Genomic DNA, 19,102 nt, shown 5'->3' on the forward strand with positions numbered 1-19,102 from the left:
GTTATAAATATATCAGTAAAATTAGTTGTACATTATATTTTTATAACAGATGAGTCTGTACTGTTATAAGTTTTTTCAAAATCACTGTATCTAGTTTTAAGTTTGAATTTTTTATAAGGTGCATTGACCATAACACTTGTGGCGTCAAATGGTATGGAAGTTAGGGAGTTGAATATGTTTAAAGCCAGTGAATTAGAACTGTTACAACATTTACTGGTGGATGTTCCATTGACAGATTCAACGCTGCATCTGTTGCAACAACAACATACAAATTTAGAAGCGGTGCTGTTACGCAGTCGAATTTTGCGCCAAGTACAGCAAGTGGGCTATGTCAGTATTTGTCAGGAGCATATGCAAGCCAAGGCTGAAAATGCGGCTTTTTTATTTGCACCATTTATCCTGGCGAATTTGAATCAGAAGGTGATCTACGCTACACCGCAAAGCCCTGAAAATGTTGCAATATTAAACCGTTATTATCATGCTGAGGCTAAACTTAGCGCATTTAAAGTTGATGATGTTTTATCGAGACTCAATGTCTACATTGAGCTAAATAATGAACAACTATCGCCAGCAGAATACTTCTATTTTAGTTTGATCAATAGCTTATGTAATCCGAAAGTTTCCCAAATCATTTGTATTACACATCTATATATCGACTTAGAAAAATTAAAACAGCTCGCTGAATTTTTAGATGTTGAAATCCATGTCTTGGCGGATAAAACGGAAGAGATTGATTTTGATCTAAATAAAATCAATATGTTAAAGCTGCTATTTAAAGACAAAGATCAGCAATATATCGATTTATGCCAAAAGTTTTCGTTTATCAATGCGAAAATTTTACAACGATTAGGTTTATATGAATTTGACCGTGCACAAGTCTTGGTAGAAGACATGTTTTATTCAGAACACATCTTTGAAAAAATGTCGGTATACGGTGAATATATTCAAACACATCTACAGCACCAAGTGAAAAAGCAGAGTCCTGCATAAGCGATTCAGATGGGCAAGTAATTTTATAGCTGTAATTTGATCACTTTAAAAATGCAAAAAAGCTTGTAAATGTAGACTTACAAGCTTTTTTTAAACAAATTTAAGACCAAATTATTTGGCCTAATGATCAATTCAATATGATCTGATCACTAGCAAACATGAAATGTAAGATATACATGCAAAAGCGAGTTGCAATAAGCGAATAGATTATCGCTTAAGGTAGATAAGAATTATCTGCACCAACGACAAACGCTACACCAATACAGAATAAAAGCACATAGATTGAGAACCAAATAATGGCACGTTTAAAGGCCTTATCTGAAATTTCACTGTCTGCATATTTTTGCGGTTTTTTAGGCTCTTGATTGCTCATAAGATGTACTCTAAATCCCTAGTGGTTATAGGTGATTATTGGGGTATATCGCCTGAAAGCATAGATACAACATTCATCTAAATTTCTATAACAGTTATAGTTTGGAAGGTAGCTTCATTTCTTAATCCATTAATAAACTATGATATTGGTCAGTTCTTTTTCTCAAAAAGTCCCAAACAAGTTTAATGCGTGGCTCATGTTGTAAATCGACTAAGGTCAACATCCAAAAGGTATGTACAAAACGAACATCTTGCGCCAAAACTTGTTCTAATTCGGGTTTTTCCTCAGCCAAAAATTTGGGCAATATTGCCAATCCAGCACCCGCACTCACGGCAATTTGTTGCGCCAAAATACTACTACTTCTAAAGTTTGCATTGAGCTGAATAGGTAAACGTTCTAAACAATACAGTTCAGGGCTATAGACAAGATCATCTATATAGTTCACAAAAGTATGTGATTTTAAATCTTCTAATGTATGAATGGGTTGCGTGTTTTTTAAGTATTCTTTACTGCCATAAATCTTTAAACAATAGTCTGCCAATCGAGTAATGATATAGGGGCCTGATTTTGGTCGATCGATGGAAATAACAATATCTGCTTCACGATGTGAAAGCTTGATCATTTTCGGCACAGGAATAAGGTCGATTGTCAGCAAGGGGTATTTTTTGGACAATTCTGCCAAGAGCTGTGTCAAAAATGCTGTTCCAAACCCTTCGGGTGTGCCAATTCGCACACGACCTTGCATAGGTTGGTTAGGTTTTTCGATTTGTAAAAAAGCCTGTTCCATTTGTTCAACGCGAGGAACCAGTGCCAAACCGTCTAAAGTGAGCTCATAACCTGTGGCTTCACGTTTAAATAATGACGTGCCTAAAGCCAGTTCTAGCGCATGTATACGTCGAGAAACCGTACTGTGCTCAACACCGATAATACGGGCGGTATTGGTTAGGGTTTTCGCACGAGCCAAAACCAAAAAATACTGTAAATGATCCCAGTCTACTTTCATTGTTATTGTCATCCCTGTGCATATTTGCACATCAATCGTGCGTGAATCTCTATTGGTAGTCAAAATTTTCTTTGCTAGTTTGAAGTGAATTGGAAAATATAAATATAAGGCTTTTGGATATTTTCTAAGTCAGTACAAAACAATAAGTGCCTATGGAGAGGTCATGAACACAATGTCAAATATTCAGTCAGCGACGGCTAAATTATTAATTAACGGTAAATTTGTAGAGTCAAACACTACAGAGTGGCAAGACATTCTAAATCCTGCAACACAAGAGGTTTTGGGTCGTGTTCCAATGGCGACTATGGAAGAAGTGGATGCAGCGATTGCTTCAGCGCAAGAGGCTTTTAAAACTTGGCGCTTAACACCTGTGCAAGCACGTATGCGCATTATGCTGAAACTACAAGATCTGATCCGTAGCAATATGAAAGAGATTGCCCGTGTACTGACTGCTGAGCAAGGAAAGACGCTTGCAGATGCTGAAGGTGATATTCAACGTGGTTTAGAAGTCGTTGAGCATGCGTGTTCGGTTGGCACACTTCAAATGGGCGAATATATAGAAGGTGTGGCACGTGGTGTGGATACCTATACCTTGCAGCAACCTTTGGGTGTATGTGCAGGAATTACGCCATTTAACTTTCCTGCGATGATTCCACTGTGGATGTTCCCAATGGCCATCGTCAGTGGAAATACCTTTGTTCTAAAGCCATCTGAACAAGATCCATTGTCGACCATGATGCTTGTCGAACTTGCGATTGAAGCCGGTATTCCAGCAGGTGTATTAAACGTAGTGCATGGTGGTAAAGACGTTGTTGATCGTTTATGCACACATCAAGCTATTAAGGCCATTTCATTTGTAGGCTCTACAGCCGTTGGTACACATGTATATAACCTTGCAGGACAGCATGGAAAACGTGTGCAGTCGATGATGGGGGCCAAAAACCATGTGGTGGTAATGCCGGATGCCAATAAAGAACAAACTTTAAATGCCCTCGTTGGTGCAGCATTCGGTGCGGCAGGTCAGCGTTGTATGGCTTTGTCGGTTGCTGTCATGGTTGGTGAAAGTAAAGAATGGGTTAATGAACTGGTTGAAAAAGCCAAAACGCTGAAGGTCAATGCAGGGCATGAGCCGAATACCGATATTGGCCCAGTTATTTCACCTCGCGCAAAATCACGTGTACTGGATTTAATTCAAAGCGGTGTAGAGCAAGGTGCAGAGTTGCTGCTGGATGGTCGTGATGTTCAAGTCATTGGCTATGAGCAAGGAAACTTTGTCGGAGCAACGATTTTTAATCAAGTTTCAACTGATATGCGCATCTATACCGAAGAGATCTTTGGGCCCGTGTTAGCCATTATTCATGTCGATACTCTAGAGCAGGCGATTGAATTAATTAATGCCAATCCATTTGGCAACGGTGTTGGACTATTTACACAAAGCGGTGCAGTCGCTCGTACATTCCAAAGCGATATCGATATTGGTCAAGTGGGTATCAACATTCCAATTCCTGTACCTGTACCTTTCTTTAGCTTTACAGGATCGCGTGGTTCAAAACTGGGTGACTTAGGTCCATATGGTAAGCAAGCAGTTCAGTTCTATACACAAACCAAAACCATCACCAGTCGTTGGTTCGAAGATACACAAGAAAAAGGTGAAGTGAATACCACCATTAACCTACGTTAATTTAGGAGTTCAAGGATGAATATTGCCTTTATCGGTTTAGGAAACATGGGCGGAAAAATGGCCCAAAACCTACTCAAAGCAGGTTTTACGGTTTACGGTTTTGACTTAAGCGAAATTGCGATTCAGCATTTTACTGAAGCAGGTGGCATTGTTTGCCAAAGCCCACAAGATGCCGCGAAACAAGCAGATGTCGTGATTAGCATGTTGCCTGCTGCCAAGCATGTCAAAGAGGTGTACTTGGGAGAAAATGGTGTATTGGCGGTAATGAAAGCAGGAAGCTTATGTATCGATAGCAGTACCATTGATCCGCAAACCATTAAGGACATAGCCGAGGCAGGTGCTGCACATCAGATAAAAATCTGTGATGCACCTGTTTCAGGCGGAACTATTGGTGCTCAGGCAGGTACATTAACCTTTATGGTCGGTTCAGATGATCAAACCTTTGAAAGAACCAAAGCGGTATTGGGCCACATGGGTAAAAACATTGTGCATTGTGGTGATGTGGGTGCAGGTCAAATTGCGAAAATTTGCAATAACTTGATTCTTGGTATTTCCATGGCAGCCGTTGCTGAAGGTATGGCGCTCGGTGCGCGTCTAGGGATTGATCCTCAAGCCTTAGCAGGTGTGGTGAATAGTTCTAGCGGACGTTGCTGGAGTTCGGATGTATGTAATCCATGGCCAGGTATCTCAGCAAATGCACCTGCGGGACGTGGCTATACCGATGGTTTTGCAACTCAGTTGATGTTGAAAGATCTAGGATTGGCTGTAGAAGCCGCAGGACAAGTCAAACAGCCGATTATTTTAGGTGGACTGGTTCAGCAGATGTATCAACAGCTGTGTTTACAAGGTAATGCACACTTAGATTTTTCAAGCATCGTGCAGCAATATTTACCTAAGGATGCTGAATCACATTGAACACCAATCTAGCCTAGGGATGGCTAAAAATACTAACACTCGTGTCGGAATAACAATAAATTGAGACTGAGGTAGAGAAGATGTCGAATTATCAAGATGTTGCAAAGGCATTTGACTTAAATCATGCTGCCAAAGAAATGTTATCAGGCTCTTTAGAGCAATTAAATGCATGTTATGAATGCTGCGACCGTCATGCGATTGATCAAGATAAGGTTGCACTGTATTGGCAAGGCAAAGATGGGCGGAAAGAACAATATACCTTTGCAGAGCTGCAACAGTGGTCGAGCCAATTTGCCAATTTTTTAAAGTCACAGGGTGTGCAAAAAGGTGATCGTGTATCGGGTTTATTACCCCGTACAGTTGAATTACTTGTGGTGATTTTAGGGGCTTGGCGAATAGGTGCTGTATATCAACCGCTATTTACCGCCTTTGGCCCCAAAGCCATTGAACATCGTTTACACCTTGCACAAAGCAAATTGGTGATTAGCGATGTTGGTAATCGCAGTAAATTAGATGAAGTTGCACATAGTCCCCAAATCGTTACTGTTGCAGATCTAGCGGGTCAAGGGATTCAACAGGGAGATTTAAACTTTTGGGATGAAGTAAACGCACAGTCTACAGATTGTGAAATTGTCCTACAGAGCATCAATGATCCATTTCTTTTGATGTTTACTTCAGGTACTACAGGTCCTGCAAAGCCCTTAGAAGTCCCGCTCAAAGCCTTAATCGCTTTTGGTCAATATATGAAAAATGCGGTAGGGCTGCGTGAAGATGATTCGTTTTGGAATATTGCCGATCCGGGTTGGGCTTATGGTTTGTATTACGGAATCACTGGGCCACTTTTACTGGGACATGCAACACTCTTTTACGAAGGTGGTTTTAGCATTGATAGTTTGTGTCAGATCGTAGATGACTACAAGGTGACGAACCTTGCAGGCGCACCGACAGCGTATCGGATGATGATGGCAGCTGATCCTGAACAAATGGCACAACTCAAAGGGAAATTTCGAGTCGTCAGTAGCGCTGGTGAGCCGCTTAACCCTGAAGTGTTCCGCTGGTTTAAACAAGTTTTAGATGCACCGATCTTTGACCATTATGGTCAGACTGAAGTTGGTATGGTGGTGTGTAATCATCATGGCTTACAACATGATATTCGCGCAGGTGTCGCAGGTTATGCCAGTCCGGGATATCGCGTGGCGGTTGTTGATGAACAAGGGCAAGAGCTACCTGCAGGAACGCCAGGAGTACTGGCTGTCGATATTAGTCAATCACCGATGATGTGGTTTGGTGGCTATAAAGAAAGTCGTAAGTCACCCTTTGTAAAGCATTATTACCTCACGGGTGATACCGCAGAATTACACGCAGATGGCAGTATGAGCTTCGTTGGTCGTAATGATGATGTGATTACAACATCCGGTTACCGTATCGGGCCATTCGATGTAGAAAGCGCTTTACTTGAGCATGATGCAGTGATTGAAGCTGCGGTCATTGGTGTGCCTGATCCAGATCGGACAGAAATCGTAAAAGCTTTTGTGATTTTAGCTGAGCATGTCACAGCGTCAGAAGAATTAGCGGAGCAGCTGGGGCAATTTGTGAAAAAGCGCCTATCTGCACATGCTTATCCACGATTGGTGGAGTTCGTTCAAGAACTACCGAAAACTCCAAGCGGAAAAATTCAGCGCTTCTTATTAAGAAATCAAGAGATTGCAAAACAATCTACGCAGCATGCAAGTTAAAAGACGCAACGATTAACCCTTAATTAATGCCGAACAATCAGGATCAGGAATCAAGCTTTCATTCAGTTCCAATCATTTTCAAAGTGGATGAAAGCAATTGATTGATGTACAGGAAGATAAGATGCAATTTACCGAAGAACAATTATTAATTCAGGACATGGCACGCAGTTTCGCACAGGAACAAATTAAACCTCAAGCGGCTGAATGGGATAAAAACGGTACCTTTCCCAAAGCGGCATTAGCGCAGATGGGAGAACTGGGTTTATTGGGTATGTTGGTATCAGATGAATGGGGTGGTTCAGATACAGGTAATCTTGCCTATGTTATGGTTTTAGAAGAGATTGCAGCGGCAGATGGGGCAACCTCAACCATTATGAGTGTACATAACTCGGTAGGCTGTGTTCCTATTGCTAAATTTGGCACAGAAGAACAAAAGCAGAAATATTTAGTGCCTTTAGCACAAGGCAAAATGATCGGTGCATTTGCATTAACTGAGCCGCATACGGGTTCAGATGCTGCTGCCATTAAAACCCGTGCAGTCAAAGATGGCAATGAATGGGTGATTAATGGTGCTAAGCAGTTTATTACCTCGGGTCATAATGCAGGGGTCATTATTGTCTTTACTGTGACTGACCCAAGTGCAGGGAAAAAAGGCATGAGTGCTTTTATTGTCCCAAGAGAAACACCCGGTTATGAAGTGATTCGTACTGAAGAAAAGCTTGGATTACATGCCTCAGATACTTGTCAAATTGCACTCACAGACGTGCGTGTGCATGAAAGCCTAATGTTAGGAAAAGAAGGTGAAGGTTTGAAAATTGCCTTATCAAATCTAGAAGGCGGTCGTATTGGTATAGCGGCGCAAGCAGTTGGTCTTGCACGTGCAGCATTAGAAGAAGCAACCCGATATGCCAAAGAGCGTATTACTTTTGGAAAGCCGATCTTTGAACATCAGGCAGTTGCGTTCCGATTGGCAAGTATGGCAACAGAAATAGAGGCCGCACGCCAATTGGTCTATCACGCGGCACGTTTAAAAGAAGCAGGACAGCCTTGTTTAAATGAGGCGTCTATGGCCAAGCTTTTTTCGTCTGAAATGGCTGAGCGTGTTTGCTCCGCAGCATTACAAGTCTTTGGAGGCTATGGCTATCTCAAAGATTTCCCGATAGAGCGTATATATCGTGATGCACGTATTTGCCAAATCTATGAAGGCACAAGTGATATCCAACGTTTAGTAATTGCTCGCAGCTTATAACGTGGTCATTAAGACATTTAAAACGACAAGGCTTCAGACGAAGCCTACTTATAAATATTGAACATATATAGGGATATCACATGCAATTTGAAACGATTCTGCTCGAAAAAAACAATGGTGTTGGACTCATTACTTTAAATCGTCCTCAGGCCTTAAATGCGTTGAATAGCACATTAATTCAAGACCTTAATTTGGCGTTGGATGATTTAGATCGAGATCCTGCCATCGGTTGTATGGTTATTACAGGTTCAGAAAAAGCCTTTGCCGCTGGTGCAGATATTAAAGAAATGGCTGAACTGAGTTTTCCGAATATTTATTTGGATGATTTTTTTCATCTGGCAGATCGAATTGCTCAGCGCCGTAAACCTCTAATCGCAGCTGTCAGTGGTTATGCGTTAGGTGGAGGCTGTGAGTTAGCACTCATGTGCGACTTTATTTACTGTGCCGACAATGCAAAATTCGGTTTACCAGAAGTGACATTGGGAGTAATCCCAGGGATAGGTGGGACACAGCGCTTAACGCTTGCTATAGGTAAGGCCAAAGCCATGGAAATGTGTCTGACTGCGAGACAAATGGGCGCAGCAGAAGCAGAGCAGAGTGGTTTAGTTGCTCAGGTCTTCCCTAAAGAGGAGTTAGTCGAAAAGACCTTAAAAGCTGCTGAAAAAATAGCGGAAAAATCTGTGGTGGCAACCATGATGATCAAAGAGTCAATTAACCGTGCATTTGAAGTCAGTTTGCAAGAAGGTTTGCGTTTTGAACGCAGAACATTCCATTCGATTTTTGCAACTCAAGACCAAAAAGAAGGCATGCAAGCATTTGTTGAAAAGCGCCAAGCCAATTTTAAAGACAATTAAAAATAAAAAAGGATTATATGGATATGAGTACAAATAACTTAATGATTGAAGAACATGGACATTTAGGCCAAATCAGTTTAGATCGCGTGGCAAGTTTAAATGCCTTGTCTTTGAATATGATCCAAGGGATTCAACAGCAATTAGCACTATGGGCTGATCAAACCAATATTCATGCCGTACTTATTCGCTCAAATAGTCCCAAAGCATTTTGTGCAGGTGGAGATATTCGCTATCTCTATGATAGTTATATGAATGGTAGAGAAGATCATCAAGCTTATTTTCAAGCTGAATATGAAATGCTGAATAGCATTCGTGCGTATGAAAAACCCATTGTTGTCATACTCGATGGCTATGTACTTGGCGGTGGATTTGGCTTAGCCCAAGCATGTCATGTGCTTGTCAGCAGCGAAAAATCTAAATTTGCCATGCCTGAAACTGCCATTGGATTTTTCCCAGATGTGGCTGCGACACACTTTTTATCACGTTTAGATGATATTGGTGTGTACATGGCAACTACGGGCGATCAAATCAGTGCCAGCGATGCGTTATACCTAGATTTGATTGACTACCATGTTCCGAGTGAGCAACTTGTTCAATTAGAAGAAGATTTAAGAAATTCTAAGCAACTAAGCAAGGAAAATATTGAACAATTGATTGCGAAATATATTACTCGACCAGCGGAAAGTGAACTCAGTCAAAATGCAGATTTAATTCGTAAGCATTTTGGTTTTGAGAGCATTGATGCCATTGAAAATAGTCTTGAAAATGAACAGCATAATGATGCTCAAGCGTGGGCGTTAAAAATACGCAATACCTTGGAACAACGGTCTCCAATCGCAAAAAGGATCAGTTTACAGCTCCAACATTTAGGTCGAGGTCTTTCACTGAAGCAATGCATGCAAATTGAACGACATTTACAAGACGTTTGGTTTCAACATGGCGATATTGTCGAAGGTGTGCGCGCATTAATTGTGGATAAAGACAAGCAGCCAAAGTGGCAACAGTCTAGTCCGACTTTAGACAAAATATTGGAGGAAATATCTATTTAATCAGTGATTTAAAAAACTTTTCACGGTTCAAACCCTTGGTCAATATTCATACTTAATTTCTTATTCGATATGAATAAGTGACTCAGCGTAAATTAAACACATATAAGATCTAAAAATATTGATTTTCATGAAGAAAATCATCACAAAAATCAAGCATCGTGAAAATGCAACATAGAAATATCTTGCAGAATAAGGAAGATAACAATGCAAAATGTACAGGGAAACACAGCTCCACCAGCTAAGTCCTCGCATCGTTTAGCGGGTATTTCCAGCATGGTGGGTACAACCATCGAATGGTATGACTTTTTTATCTATGGTGCTGCCGCAGCACTCATTTTCAATCGACTTTTTTTCCCAAATCTTGATCCATTAACTGGCGTATTGGCAGCATTTGCCACTTATGCTGTAGGCTTTATTGGTCGACCACTTGGTGGCATTGGTTTTGGTCATTTTGGCGATAAAATCGGTCGTAAATCAATGTTATTGGTCACATTAATGTTGATGGGTATTCCAACGGTGATGATTGGGTTGTTACCGACATTTGAAACCATTGGTTATTGGGCAACGGTCTGTTTAATTATTTTAAGATTTATACAGGGCATGGCCATGGGTGGAGAATGGGGCGGAGCAGTTCTCATGGCTGTAGAACATGCGCCAGCGGGTAAAAAAGGATTTGGGGAAGTTTACCGCAAGCCAGTACAGGTGGTGGTTTATTGCTCGCTTCCGTGGCTTTAGGTCTAGTCTCAATGTTGCCTGAAGAAGCGTTATTTAGCTGGGGTTGGCGTCTACCATTTTTAGCCAGCATTATTTTACTGGCTGTAGGTTGGTATATTCGTGTGAAAGTGCCTGAGTCGCCAGACTTTGAAAAAGTTAAAGCGCAAACCGAAACAATTAAAGTTCCAGCAAAACAGGTATTTAAGAATCATCCTAAGCAGTTGATTACGATTATTTTATCTCGAGCTGCTGAAAATGCTTGGTTCTATTTGGCATCGACATTTGCTTTAGCCTATACCACCACACAGCTAAATATTCCTAGGCAAGATATCTTGTTTGCAACGATTTGTGGTGCTGCAGTCATCATGGTTATTACGCCAATTTTTGGACATTTGTCTGATAAAGTTGGGCAAAAAAACATGTTTAGATTTGGTTTATGCGTACTGGCTTTATACAGCTATCCATTTTTTGCGATGTTAAATACTAAAGATCCAGTATTGGTTTGGATGGCCATTGTGATTGGTATTGGTGTGGTTTTTCCTTTGATGTATGCGCCGCAGTCACAGTTATTTTCGCGCCAATTTCCAGCAGAAATACGTTATAGCGGTATTTCAATCTCAGTTCAATTTGCAGGCGTGCTAGGTGGTGATTTAGCACCATTAATCGCGACGAAATTGCTGAGTATTGGTGATGGAAGCCCTAATTTAATTATTGCCTATATTTCAGGCTTTGCAGTGATTGCGATTATTGCATCATCATTCTTAAAGCCGGACCAAATAGAGCGAAAGGCAAATGCATTTAGCAGTGAGGAAATCAAATCTTCCTAAATCAACAATCAGGAAAACAATTGATTGATTTAAAATATAGAATTTCAATATAGAAATACATATGAAAAAGCCATAGCAACAGTTGTTATGGCTTTTTTCTTGTCTGAGGATTGTGGTAGGACAAATTTATTTTAGCGAAGCTTAGGAACTTAGCAATTTGAATACAGTTGATGTGCAAGAGCTGTGAATTATCATCTTTGTAAATAAAGCTGAAGCATTTCGTATAATGTATATTATGTTAAATAAAGTATTATGCAAACCTAAACATGATACTGACCTATTGTCTGGCTTACGTAATTCTCTGATTCTTTAATTAGCACAAAAACTATTCTTATTTTCTCACATTGATCACTTGTTTAATGCTTTGATTCCAAAAAATTGTCACATGACGTTTTTCTTAGGATTTAAAACAGAACATCGAAAAATGACCCTATTTTCCTAGAGTCATCTTGTTATGCGTCATATTAACGCCAAGCAATTCTCCCAGCATATTTGAAAAATTTGATAACATTTTAAAATATGCTTTGACACATATTTGGCATCTTGATCAATTCCTAAGAAACAAGCAGAACCCCATGTATATAACCATGGCAAACCAATGATGCTTACATCATAATCGATAGTAATACCACGATCGTGTTTCGGATAGCCATTGGCGTCAAAGATATCCAAATCAATCCAGCTATAATTTGGTCTAAAACCAATATGCCAAATGATCGAGGTAATATAAGTTGCAGAAGCACTGTCTAAGTTTTACTGTAACATCGACTGAAAAGTAAATAATAGCCATATTTAAAATCACCAAAAAGTCCAAGCAACTATATGCTTTTTAAAGCAAATTAACGTAAGTCCATATCACATCATGACTATGTAAAGTCGCAATCTTCTCGTACGAAATTCCGTCTTGGGCTTGAAATTATAAAATTTTGGGCGCTGTAGAGCAGTTAAAATCGCAACAGGTATTTTGTTTATAGATAATCACAATGCTGATCTTGCTACGCGGTGTAAGCATACTTTTGAACCGCTAAATTGAGCCATTAATCATCATAGTATCTCCTTGTACTGAGCCCCTTGTGATCACTCGGACCTGCCCCCACCTTTACATGCAACCGACATCCCTCCTTTCCATTTCAGTCCGTTGCACTGCAATTCACTTGATAATTCCACTGCTGACATGTTGTTTAAACTCGTATAGTGTTGTTGAAAAAGTTACACTTATTTTCTCTATAAATTATTAAACGTGTATTGTGTGATGCATCTTCATGCTGACTTTCAAAACTAATTATCATCACTCCGCAAAATTACCAAAGGGTTAAGTCTCCAGGTGGTGAAGTCAATCGTATGATGCTTGACCGAATTGGTGCAGAAAAGGCATGTGCCACGAGTATTGTAGTGTTTGCTGCAAAATCTCAATTTCCTGAACATTCGCATCCACTTTGTGAAGAGGTTTTGGTCTTAATTGGAACATTTACTGAAAATGAGGATCAACACTATCTTGCAGGATGGTAAATGCGTAATCCACATCAATCTAGCCGTCGGGTATCGAGTGAAATGGGTTGCCAAATTTTTGTCAAACTCACGCAAATGACAGAACATGAAGTGACTCCAACACGCATCAATACTCATGGTCCAAAGCATTGGCGCATTCAGCAAGGCCGAGAAATCTGCTCCTTATTTAAATCAAATGTTGAACAGACTTTTTTGGAAAAATTAAAACCCAATCAATGCATGGCTGAAAGTGCTGAACATGGCATTGAAATTTTTATCCTTACAGGTGTGCTTAGCTCAGCACACCATGTATATCCTATGGGAACAACCTGGATGCGCTTCCCTTCAGATTATGATATTGATCTAAACGCTACCGAATTAGGTGCAACGCTGTATATCAAAAGCGGACATTTGCAACATGCTAGAGACGTTTGGACACATTAATTTAATATGTAAATAGCTTACATATCTTGCTTTAAGACATGATCTGCCTGAAAAATTTGATAAGTTAAACGTTCCGCTGTGTCATGGGGTAAAGGTTCTACCACTTGCAGACTGTTGAGACAACGCTTGGTTAACTCAATGTACTGCGCCGTACCATGACGTTTCCAAGCAATTTCTTGATCGGTTAAGGCTCTCACCACCCGTGCAGGACTGCCCAATACCAGCATATTATTAGGAATCTCTGCTTTTGCCTTAACTGTACTGTTCGCACCTACAATCACATTATCCCCAATCACAGCTTCATCGAGAATTACGCTATTCATGCCAATGAGGGCATTCTTGCGTACCACACAGCCATGCAAAATAGCACCATGCCCCACATGACCATACTCTTCCACTAAAGTCACACTGTTTGGAAACCCATGAATGGTACAAGAGTCTTGAACATTGGCATTTTTTTGAATATGAATACGGCCAAAGTCAGCACGTAAGGCAGCAAAAGGTCCAATATAAACCCCTGCCTCAATAATCACATCGCCAATCAACACGGCGTTTGGGTGTACATAAGCCTGAGGATCGACCACAGGAATCACGCCATCAATGGCATAGCACGGCATTGCTCTATCCTTGTTGTTAATTTTTATAAATTAGACGCTAACTTAATAGCTCAAATCTGGCTGTTTTAAACCACCAAAACGTTTATAAAACTGTGGGTGTGCAGGCGGCATACTGCCTTCAGCCGTACGTGCAACATTTAAGAAAAACTCATCGCCTGCCATAAATACCGCTTGATACAAATTGGTACTTAAATTACGTGCAATTAACGACAGCCAGTCCGTCGGTAACAACTCAAATGGTAAATTTGGATCTTTAAGTAAAATACGACGGAACTGATGAATCAATAAGATACGAATTTGAAAGGCTTGGACGGCATCTATTTCTTCATCTTGCTCGACAAAATAGAAAAACTCACGAAAATCACTAATGAATTTTTCATAGCGTTGATGTAATTCTTGAATGGGCCAATTCACAACCACCATACGTTTAATCGTAGGATAAGATTCTTGCCAAAGTTCTAGGGTTTCGGCACGAAACACCACCACTTGATCGGTCATTTGATGACTAAGTAATAAATTTTGCAGCTTTTGTTGATCACAGCCCGGATACGCCATGACATTGGTCGCGATATTGGCAAACCCTAACCACTCAAGCTCTTTCTTTAAGACCAATTTATTTTCAAGTTCAACTGAGCTAAGGAGCACTAAGTCCCACTTTTTATCCCAATCTTTATGACTAAAGCCATAAATTTTCTGATCAGCCATGATAAAACGCTGACGACTACTTTCCGTAATACGGTAATAACTGGTGCGCCCAATTTTCTCTGAACTGAGCCAGCCATTTTGTACCAAACGAAAGACCGCAGTACGCACTGAACGTTCATTCAAGCCAAATACGTCCATTAGCTGAATTAAGCTCGCAAGACTGATGACACCTCCACGGTGATAAATGCTATCACCAAAAATGGTCATGACCAATGAAGTCCCACTGAGCGCTTCACGTTGAATAAACTCATCAATAATTTGTTTTAATTTAGGATTCATTGCGTTTTCATTTACCTATTGAATTGCCTGACGACCTTTATCGTCAGGCATGTTCATTTAAGCGGATTGTCGAATATCAAAAACGCGCTGCGCTTTGCCTTCAGAGCGAGGTAAACTCCCTTCATTCAGCACTTCAACACTCACACTAATCCCCACCATGGTTTTAATCTGTGATTTTAATTGGTTTGCAAGCTGCATCGCCAATTGAGGACTGCTATCTTGACGCATTTCAGTGCGAATATGCAATGTATCCAAGTGTCCTTGCTTACAAATATGAATCTGATAATTGGCAATTAATTGTGGAATTTGCAAAATTTGCTCTTCAATTTGCGATGGGAACACATTCACACCACGAATAATCATCATGTCATCACTGCGACCGACAATTTTATCCATACGACGCATGGTACGTGCTGTGCCTGGCAGTAAACGTGTCAAGTCACGGGTACGATAACGAATCACCGGCATGCCTTCTTTGGTGATGGTAGTAAAGACCAATTCACCCAGTTCACCATCTTGCACCACTTCACCCGTTTCAGGATTGATAATTTCTGGATAGAAATGATCTTCCCAAATGGTTGGGCCATCTTTGGACTCTAAACATTCCATTGCCACCCCAGGACCCATGACCTCAGATAAGCCATAAATATCTAAGGCATCAATACCTAAACGCGTTTCAATTTCTTTACGCATTTCATTGGTCCACGGTTCAGCACCAAATACACCAGTTTTAATAGAACAGTCTTTGGCTGAACCAAACTTTTTCTCAAGGGCTTCAATGATATTCAAGCAATACGATGGTGTCACCATGAGTGCTGTTGGTTTAAAATCGTGAATTAACTGCGCTTGTTTGTCTGTTTGCCCGCCTGACATTGGAATGACAGTAGCACCCAAACGCTCTACGCCATAATGTGCACCTAAGCCACCGGTAAATAAACCATAACCATACGACACTTGAATGGTGTCTTTACTGCTTAGCCCTGCAGCACGCAGCGATCGTGCGACTACGTCCGACCAGATATTGATGTCATGTTCGGTATAGCCAACCACCGTCGGTTGACCTGTGGTGCCCGATGAAGCATGTACGCGCACAATTTGCTCTTGAGGCACCGCAAACATGCCAAATGGATAATTGTCACGTAAATCTTTTTTGGTGGTAAAAGGAAATTTTGCTAAATCCTCAAGATGTTTAAAATCATCCGGATGTACACCTGCTTCATCAAACTTTTGCTTATACACCGTGCTGTTATGATAAGCATGATTGAGCGTCTTTTTTAAACGCTCAACTTGCAATTGACGTAATTCATCTACAGATGCGGTTTCGATGTGTTCCATTGCATTTTTATTCATTGTCTTACTCCTTACGCGGTCATCGCGACAGCTTGTTTTATGTCAATCAATTACGTCCTGAATTGATATTTTCGAGTATTAAGGCAACACCTTGCCCAACACCGACACACATGGTGCACAGCGCATATTTTCCTTGTTGAATTTTCAGTTGATGCATTGCGGTAAGGACTAAACGTGTACCACTCATGCCAAGTGGATGGCCCAAAGCAATGGCACCACCATTTGGATTGATACGTGCATCATCATCCGCTAAACCCAGTTCACGAATCACAGCTAAAGCTTGTGCTGCAAAGGCTTCATTGAGTTCAATCACATCCATTTGCTCTAAAGTTAAGCCCGTTTGTGCTAAAACTTTACGCACTGCAGGTACAGGCCCAATACCCATATAACGTGCTTCTACGCCTGCACTTGCAATCCCTAAAACTTTCACTTGGGGAGTTAAACCATGCTGTTCAGCAAAAGTGCGATTACCTAAGAGTAAACATGCCGCACCATCATTAACACCTGACGCATTGCCTGCTGTGACCGAACCGCCTTCTTTACGAAATGGTGCTTTAAGCGCATTTAAAGCCTCTAGTGTGGTTTCTGCACGTGGATGTTCATCTAGAGCAACACGCACTACACCTTTTTTGCTTTTAATCTCAACTGGTAGAATCTCACGCTCAAAGCGACCTTCAGCCTGTGCTTTTGCTACTTTTTGCTGACTGTTGTAGGCAAATTGGTCTTGATCGGCACGGCTGATATTGTATTTTTCTGCCACGTTTTCAGCAGTTTCTGGCATGCTGTCGACGCCAAAATTGGCTTTAAATGCAGGATTGATAAAACGCCAACCAATCGTGGTATCAAAAATTTCAGGTGTACGGCTAAATGCAGCAGTCGGTTTAGACTGAACAAATGGCGCACGAGACATGCTTTCAATTCCACCTGCCAATACAAACTGCGCTTCACCCGATTTAATCGCACGTGAAGCAAGCCCCACTGCATCAAGACCTGAAGCACATAAACGATTGACTGTAATGGCGGGTACACTTTCAGGCAAGCCTGCAAGTAATGTTGCCATACGTGCCACATTACGATTGTCTTCACCGGCTTGATTGGCACAACCCAAAATCACTTCATCAACGTTTGACCAAGGCAAGTCTGGGTGTCGCTGTTTTAAATACTGAATTGGTAATGCCGCCAAATCATCAGCACGAAGACCACTTAAACCACCGGCATAGCGCCCAATTGGGGTACGAATCCCATCAAAAATAAATACGTCTTGCATCATTTTATCCTTAACTGGCAGCGCGTAATGGCTGCTGCGTTGACACATGTCCTTGTGCCGCTTTTTTTAATAAATATAGATTAGGACGATAACGCTCTTCACCATAAATACGATACAGATTTTGCAAAGTCTGTAAAATAATGTTGTATCCTAATTCTTGTGCCCATTGGAATGGTCCTTTAGGATAATTCACAGCAAATTTCATGGCTGCATCAATGTCTTGTTCAGACGCAATTTGATGTAAAACGGCCTCGCATCCTTCATTGACCAACATGGCAATAGTGCGCAGTACATATAATCCTGGATGATCCTGAGACCAAATCGGAATAATATTTAGACCGATAAACAACTGTTCAATCGTTTTTTGATCTATCTCAGTACACGCTGGTGAAGCTGTAACTGCAATGGCTTTGGCTTGTGACCAATCGCCATGCCAATCCATCAACACCACTTTTTGTGATGCATAATCAATTTCGGCAGATTGCCCCATTGATAAACGTAAAGACACATCACCAATGAGAATTTCAGCCGTAGGCGCCGCTTCAATACGCAGATGAATATGTTTAGATTGTTGCAACAGCGCAATCAAACCCTGTGAATGTGACCAATCACCTTTGACCACCACCTCAATTTTTTCAGGTGATTTACTGTAAATCACAGGGAGTTGATACACTTTTTTAGAATGTTCTGTTCGATAGTCATAAAAACCCTGTTGAGTTTTTCGACCGAAACAGCCTGCATCGACTAATTCTTTTTGAATTAAGGATGGACGATAACGCGGTTCATCAAAAAAGGCATCATAGACACTCTGCGTGACAGAAAAATTAATGTCTTGGCCAATTAAATCGGTCAGCTCACACGGCCCCATCGAAAAACGTCCACATTCACGCATGATAAAATCAAGCTGCGCAGGTGTGGTGGCATTTTCCTGCAGGGCACGAAATCCTTCCGCATAATAAGGACGTGCAATACGATTGACGATAAACCCTGGGGTGGATTTGGCACGTACTGGCACTTTTTTCCATGATGTCATCAAGCTGACTAAAGCATCAGAAATTGCTGGGTCTGTTTTTAAGCCTGCAATCACTTCCACTAACTTCATCACTGGTGCTGGGTTAAAGAAATGCAAACCGACCACGCGTTCTGGATGTGGAATATTGGCAGCCATCGCAGTAATCGAGATTGAAGATGTATTGGATGCAAAGATCGTCTCAGGCGAGCAGATATCAGCAAGCTGTTGAAATAGCTTTTGTTTAACGTCTTTGTTTTCTACAATCGCTTCTACAATCAGTTGGCTGTCTGCTAATTCGTGTAAATCCGCTGCCACGTTTAAATTGGACAAGGTCAGTTGCAAGAGATCAGCCGCCATTTTTCCGGCATCTACACGTTTTTGTAATTGCTGTTTTAGTGCAGCAAAAGCACTTTCTACACGTTGTGGATCGACATCATACACATGGGTCGGATGGCCATGCATGGCCGCCAATTGTGCAATGCCGATGCCCATGGTACCGGCACCAATCACTGCCACAGGGGCATGCTGTAAGTGAAGTTCTGCCATGAT

At 41.1% G+C, this 19,102-nt stretch carries 16 protein-coding genes and 2 pseudogenes; 10 read left to right on the forward strand and 8 right to left on the reverse strand.

Translation table 11 applies throughout. The features are described from left to right. Positions 1-174 precede the first annotated feature (174 nt). Positions 175-990 carry a hypothetical protein gene (locus tag AVJ20_RS06670; RefSeq protein ID WP_111884649.1) on the forward strand — a complete coding sequence of 272 codons (816 nt, stop codon included), beginning with the start codon at positions 175-177 and terminating at the stop codon, positions 988-990. A 214-nt stretch (positions 991-1,204) separates the two neighbouring features. Here AVJ20_RS06670 and AVJ20_RS18425 read toward each other — a convergent pair whose 3' ends face one another. Together AVJ20_RS18425 and AVJ20_RS06675 are read right to left on the reverse strand one after the other, a co-directional pair. Beyond that, positions 1,205-1,363, reverse strand: coding sequence for a hypothetical protein (locus AVJ20_RS18425; RefSeq protein ID WP_168379604.1), 159 nt, complete (start codon positions 1,361-1,363; stop codon positions 1,205-1,207). A 121-nt stretch (positions 1,364-1,484) separates the two neighbouring features. Further along, the gene (locus AVJ20_RS06675; protein ID WP_111884650.1) at positions 1,485-2,366 is read right to left on the reverse strand and encodes a LysR family transcriptional regulator; all 882 of its coding nucleotides are present in this window, start codon (positions 2,364-2,366) and stop codon (positions 1,485-1,487) included. Positions 2,367-2,529: 163 nt separating this feature from the next. On the opposite strand from AVJ20_RS06675, the gene AVJ20_RS06680 reads away from it, so the two are divergent. The 7 genes and pseudogenes from AVJ20_RS06680 to AVJ20_RS06710 all read left to right on the forward strand — a co-directional run bounded on the left by AVJ20_RS06680 (position 2,530) and on the right by AVJ20_RS06710 (position 11,391). After that, a complete protein-coding gene (locus AVJ20_RS06680; protein WP_111884651.1) occupies positions 2,530-4,047 on the forward strand; it encodes a CoA-acylating methylmalonate-semialdehyde dehydrogenase in 1,518 nt (505 codons plus the stop codon). A gap of 15 nt (positions 4,048-4,062) precedes the next feature. Continuing rightward, a complete protein-coding gene (gene mmsB, locus AVJ20_RS06685) occupies positions 4,063-4,962 on the forward strand; it encodes a 3-hydroxyisobutyrate dehydrogenase (protein WP_078190719.1) in 900 nt (299 codons plus the stop codon). Positions 4,963-5,042: 80 nt separating this feature from the next. Next, positions 5,043-6,698 carry an AMP-binding protein gene (locus AVJ20_RS06690; RefSeq protein WP_111884652.1) on the forward strand — a complete coding sequence of 552 codons (1,656 nt, stop codon included), beginning with the start codon at positions 5,043-5,045 and terminating at the stop codon, positions 6,696-6,698. Between the two features lie 121 nt (positions 6,699-6,819). Continuing rightward, the gene (locus AVJ20_RS06695) at positions 6,820-7,947 is read left to right on the forward strand and encodes an acyl-CoA dehydrogenase family protein (protein ID WP_111884653.1); all 1,128 of its coding nucleotides are present in this window, start codon (positions 6,820-6,822) and stop codon (positions 7,945-7,947) included. A gap of 80 nt (positions 7,948-8,027) precedes the next feature. Beyond that, positions 8,028-8,801 (forward strand): enoyl-CoA hydratase, encoded by a 774-nt coding sequence (locus tag AVJ20_RS06700; protein WP_111884654.1) that lies wholly within the window; start codon positions 8,028-8,030, stop codon positions 8,799-8,801. 23 nt (positions 8,802-8,824) lie between these two features. Continuing rightward, positions 8,825-9,850 (forward strand): enoyl-CoA hydratase/isomerase family protein, encoded by a 1,026-nt coding sequence (locus tag AVJ20_RS06705; protein WP_111884703.1) that lies wholly within the window; start codon positions 8,825-8,827, stop codon positions 9,848-9,850. A 204-nt stretch (positions 9,851-10,054) separates the two neighbouring features. Beyond that, positions 10,055-11,391, forward strand: a pseudogene (locus AVJ20_RS06710) (MFS transporter). Positions 11,392-11,850: 459 nt separating this feature from the next. On the opposite strand, the pseudogene AVJ20_RS18640 reads toward AVJ20_RS06710, so the two are convergent. Further along, positions 11,851-12,117, reverse strand: a pseudogene (locus AVJ20_RS18640) (hypothetical protein); the annotation flags it as partial. A gap of 615 nt (positions 12,118-12,732) precedes the next feature. On the opposite strand from AVJ20_RS18640, the gene AVJ20_RS18645 reads away from it, so the two are divergent. Both AVJ20_RS18645 and AVJ20_RS06720 read left to right on the forward strand, forming a co-directional pair. Then, the gene (locus AVJ20_RS18645) at positions 12,733-12,900 is read left to right on the forward strand and encodes a cupin domain-containing protein (RefSeq protein ID WP_265735975.1); all 168 of its coding nucleotides are present in this window, start codon (positions 12,733-12,735) and stop codon (positions 12,898-12,900) included. Then, positions 12,901-13,323, forward strand: a complete 423-nt coding sequence (locus tag AVJ20_RS06720) for a cupin domain-containing protein (protein ID WP_228157172.1) — start codon at positions 12,901-12,903, stop codon at positions 13,321-13,323. Positions 13,324-13,340: 17 nt separating this feature from the next. On the opposite strand, the gene AVJ20_RS06725 is transcribed toward AVJ20_RS06720, so the two are convergent. The 5 genes from AVJ20_RS06725 to AVJ20_RS06745 are packed head-to-tail and all read right to left on the reverse strand — an operon-like array spanning position 13,341 to position 19,099. Continuing rightward, a complete protein-coding gene (locus AVJ20_RS06725; RefSeq protein WP_111884655.1) occupies positions 13,341-13,940 on the reverse strand; it encodes a gamma carbonic anhydrase family protein in 600 nt (199 codons plus the stop codon). A 42-nt stretch (positions 13,941-13,982) separates the two neighbouring features. Beyond that, positions 13,983-14,924, reverse strand: a complete 942-nt coding sequence (locus AVJ20_RS06730; RefSeq protein ID WP_111884656.1) for a PaaX family transcriptional regulator C-terminal domain-containing protein — start codon at positions 14,922-14,924, stop codon at positions 13,983-13,985. A 57-nt stretch (positions 14,925-14,981) separates the two neighbouring features. Continuing rightward, entirely contained in the window at positions 14,982-16,274 is a 1,293-nt protein-coding gene (gene paaK / locus AVJ20_RS06735) for a phenylacetate--CoA ligase PaaK (protein ID WP_111884657.1), read from the reverse strand. Positions 16,275-16,320: 46 nt separating this feature from the next. Then, positions 16,321-17,541, reverse strand: coding sequence for a 3-oxoadipyl-CoA thiolase (gene pcaF / locus AVJ20_RS06740; RefSeq protein ID WP_111884658.1), 1,221 nt, complete (start codon positions 17,539-17,541; stop codon positions 16,321-16,323). 10 nt (positions 17,542-17,551) lie between these two features. After that, positions 17,552-19,099: a 3-hydroxyacyl-CoA dehydrogenase gene (locus AVJ20_RS06745; protein WP_111884659.1), complete on the reverse strand. Its 1,548-nt coding sequence runs from the start codon at positions 19,097-19,099 to the stop codon at positions 17,552-17,554. Positions 19,100-19,102 lie beyond the last annotated feature (3 nt).

The sequence above is a fragment of the Acinetobacter sp. CFCC 11171 genome, assembly GCF_003268405.1.
Taxonomy (GTDB): Bacteria; Pseudomonadota; Gammaproteobacteria; order Pseudomonadales; family Moraxellaceae; genus Acinetobacter; species Acinetobacter amyesii.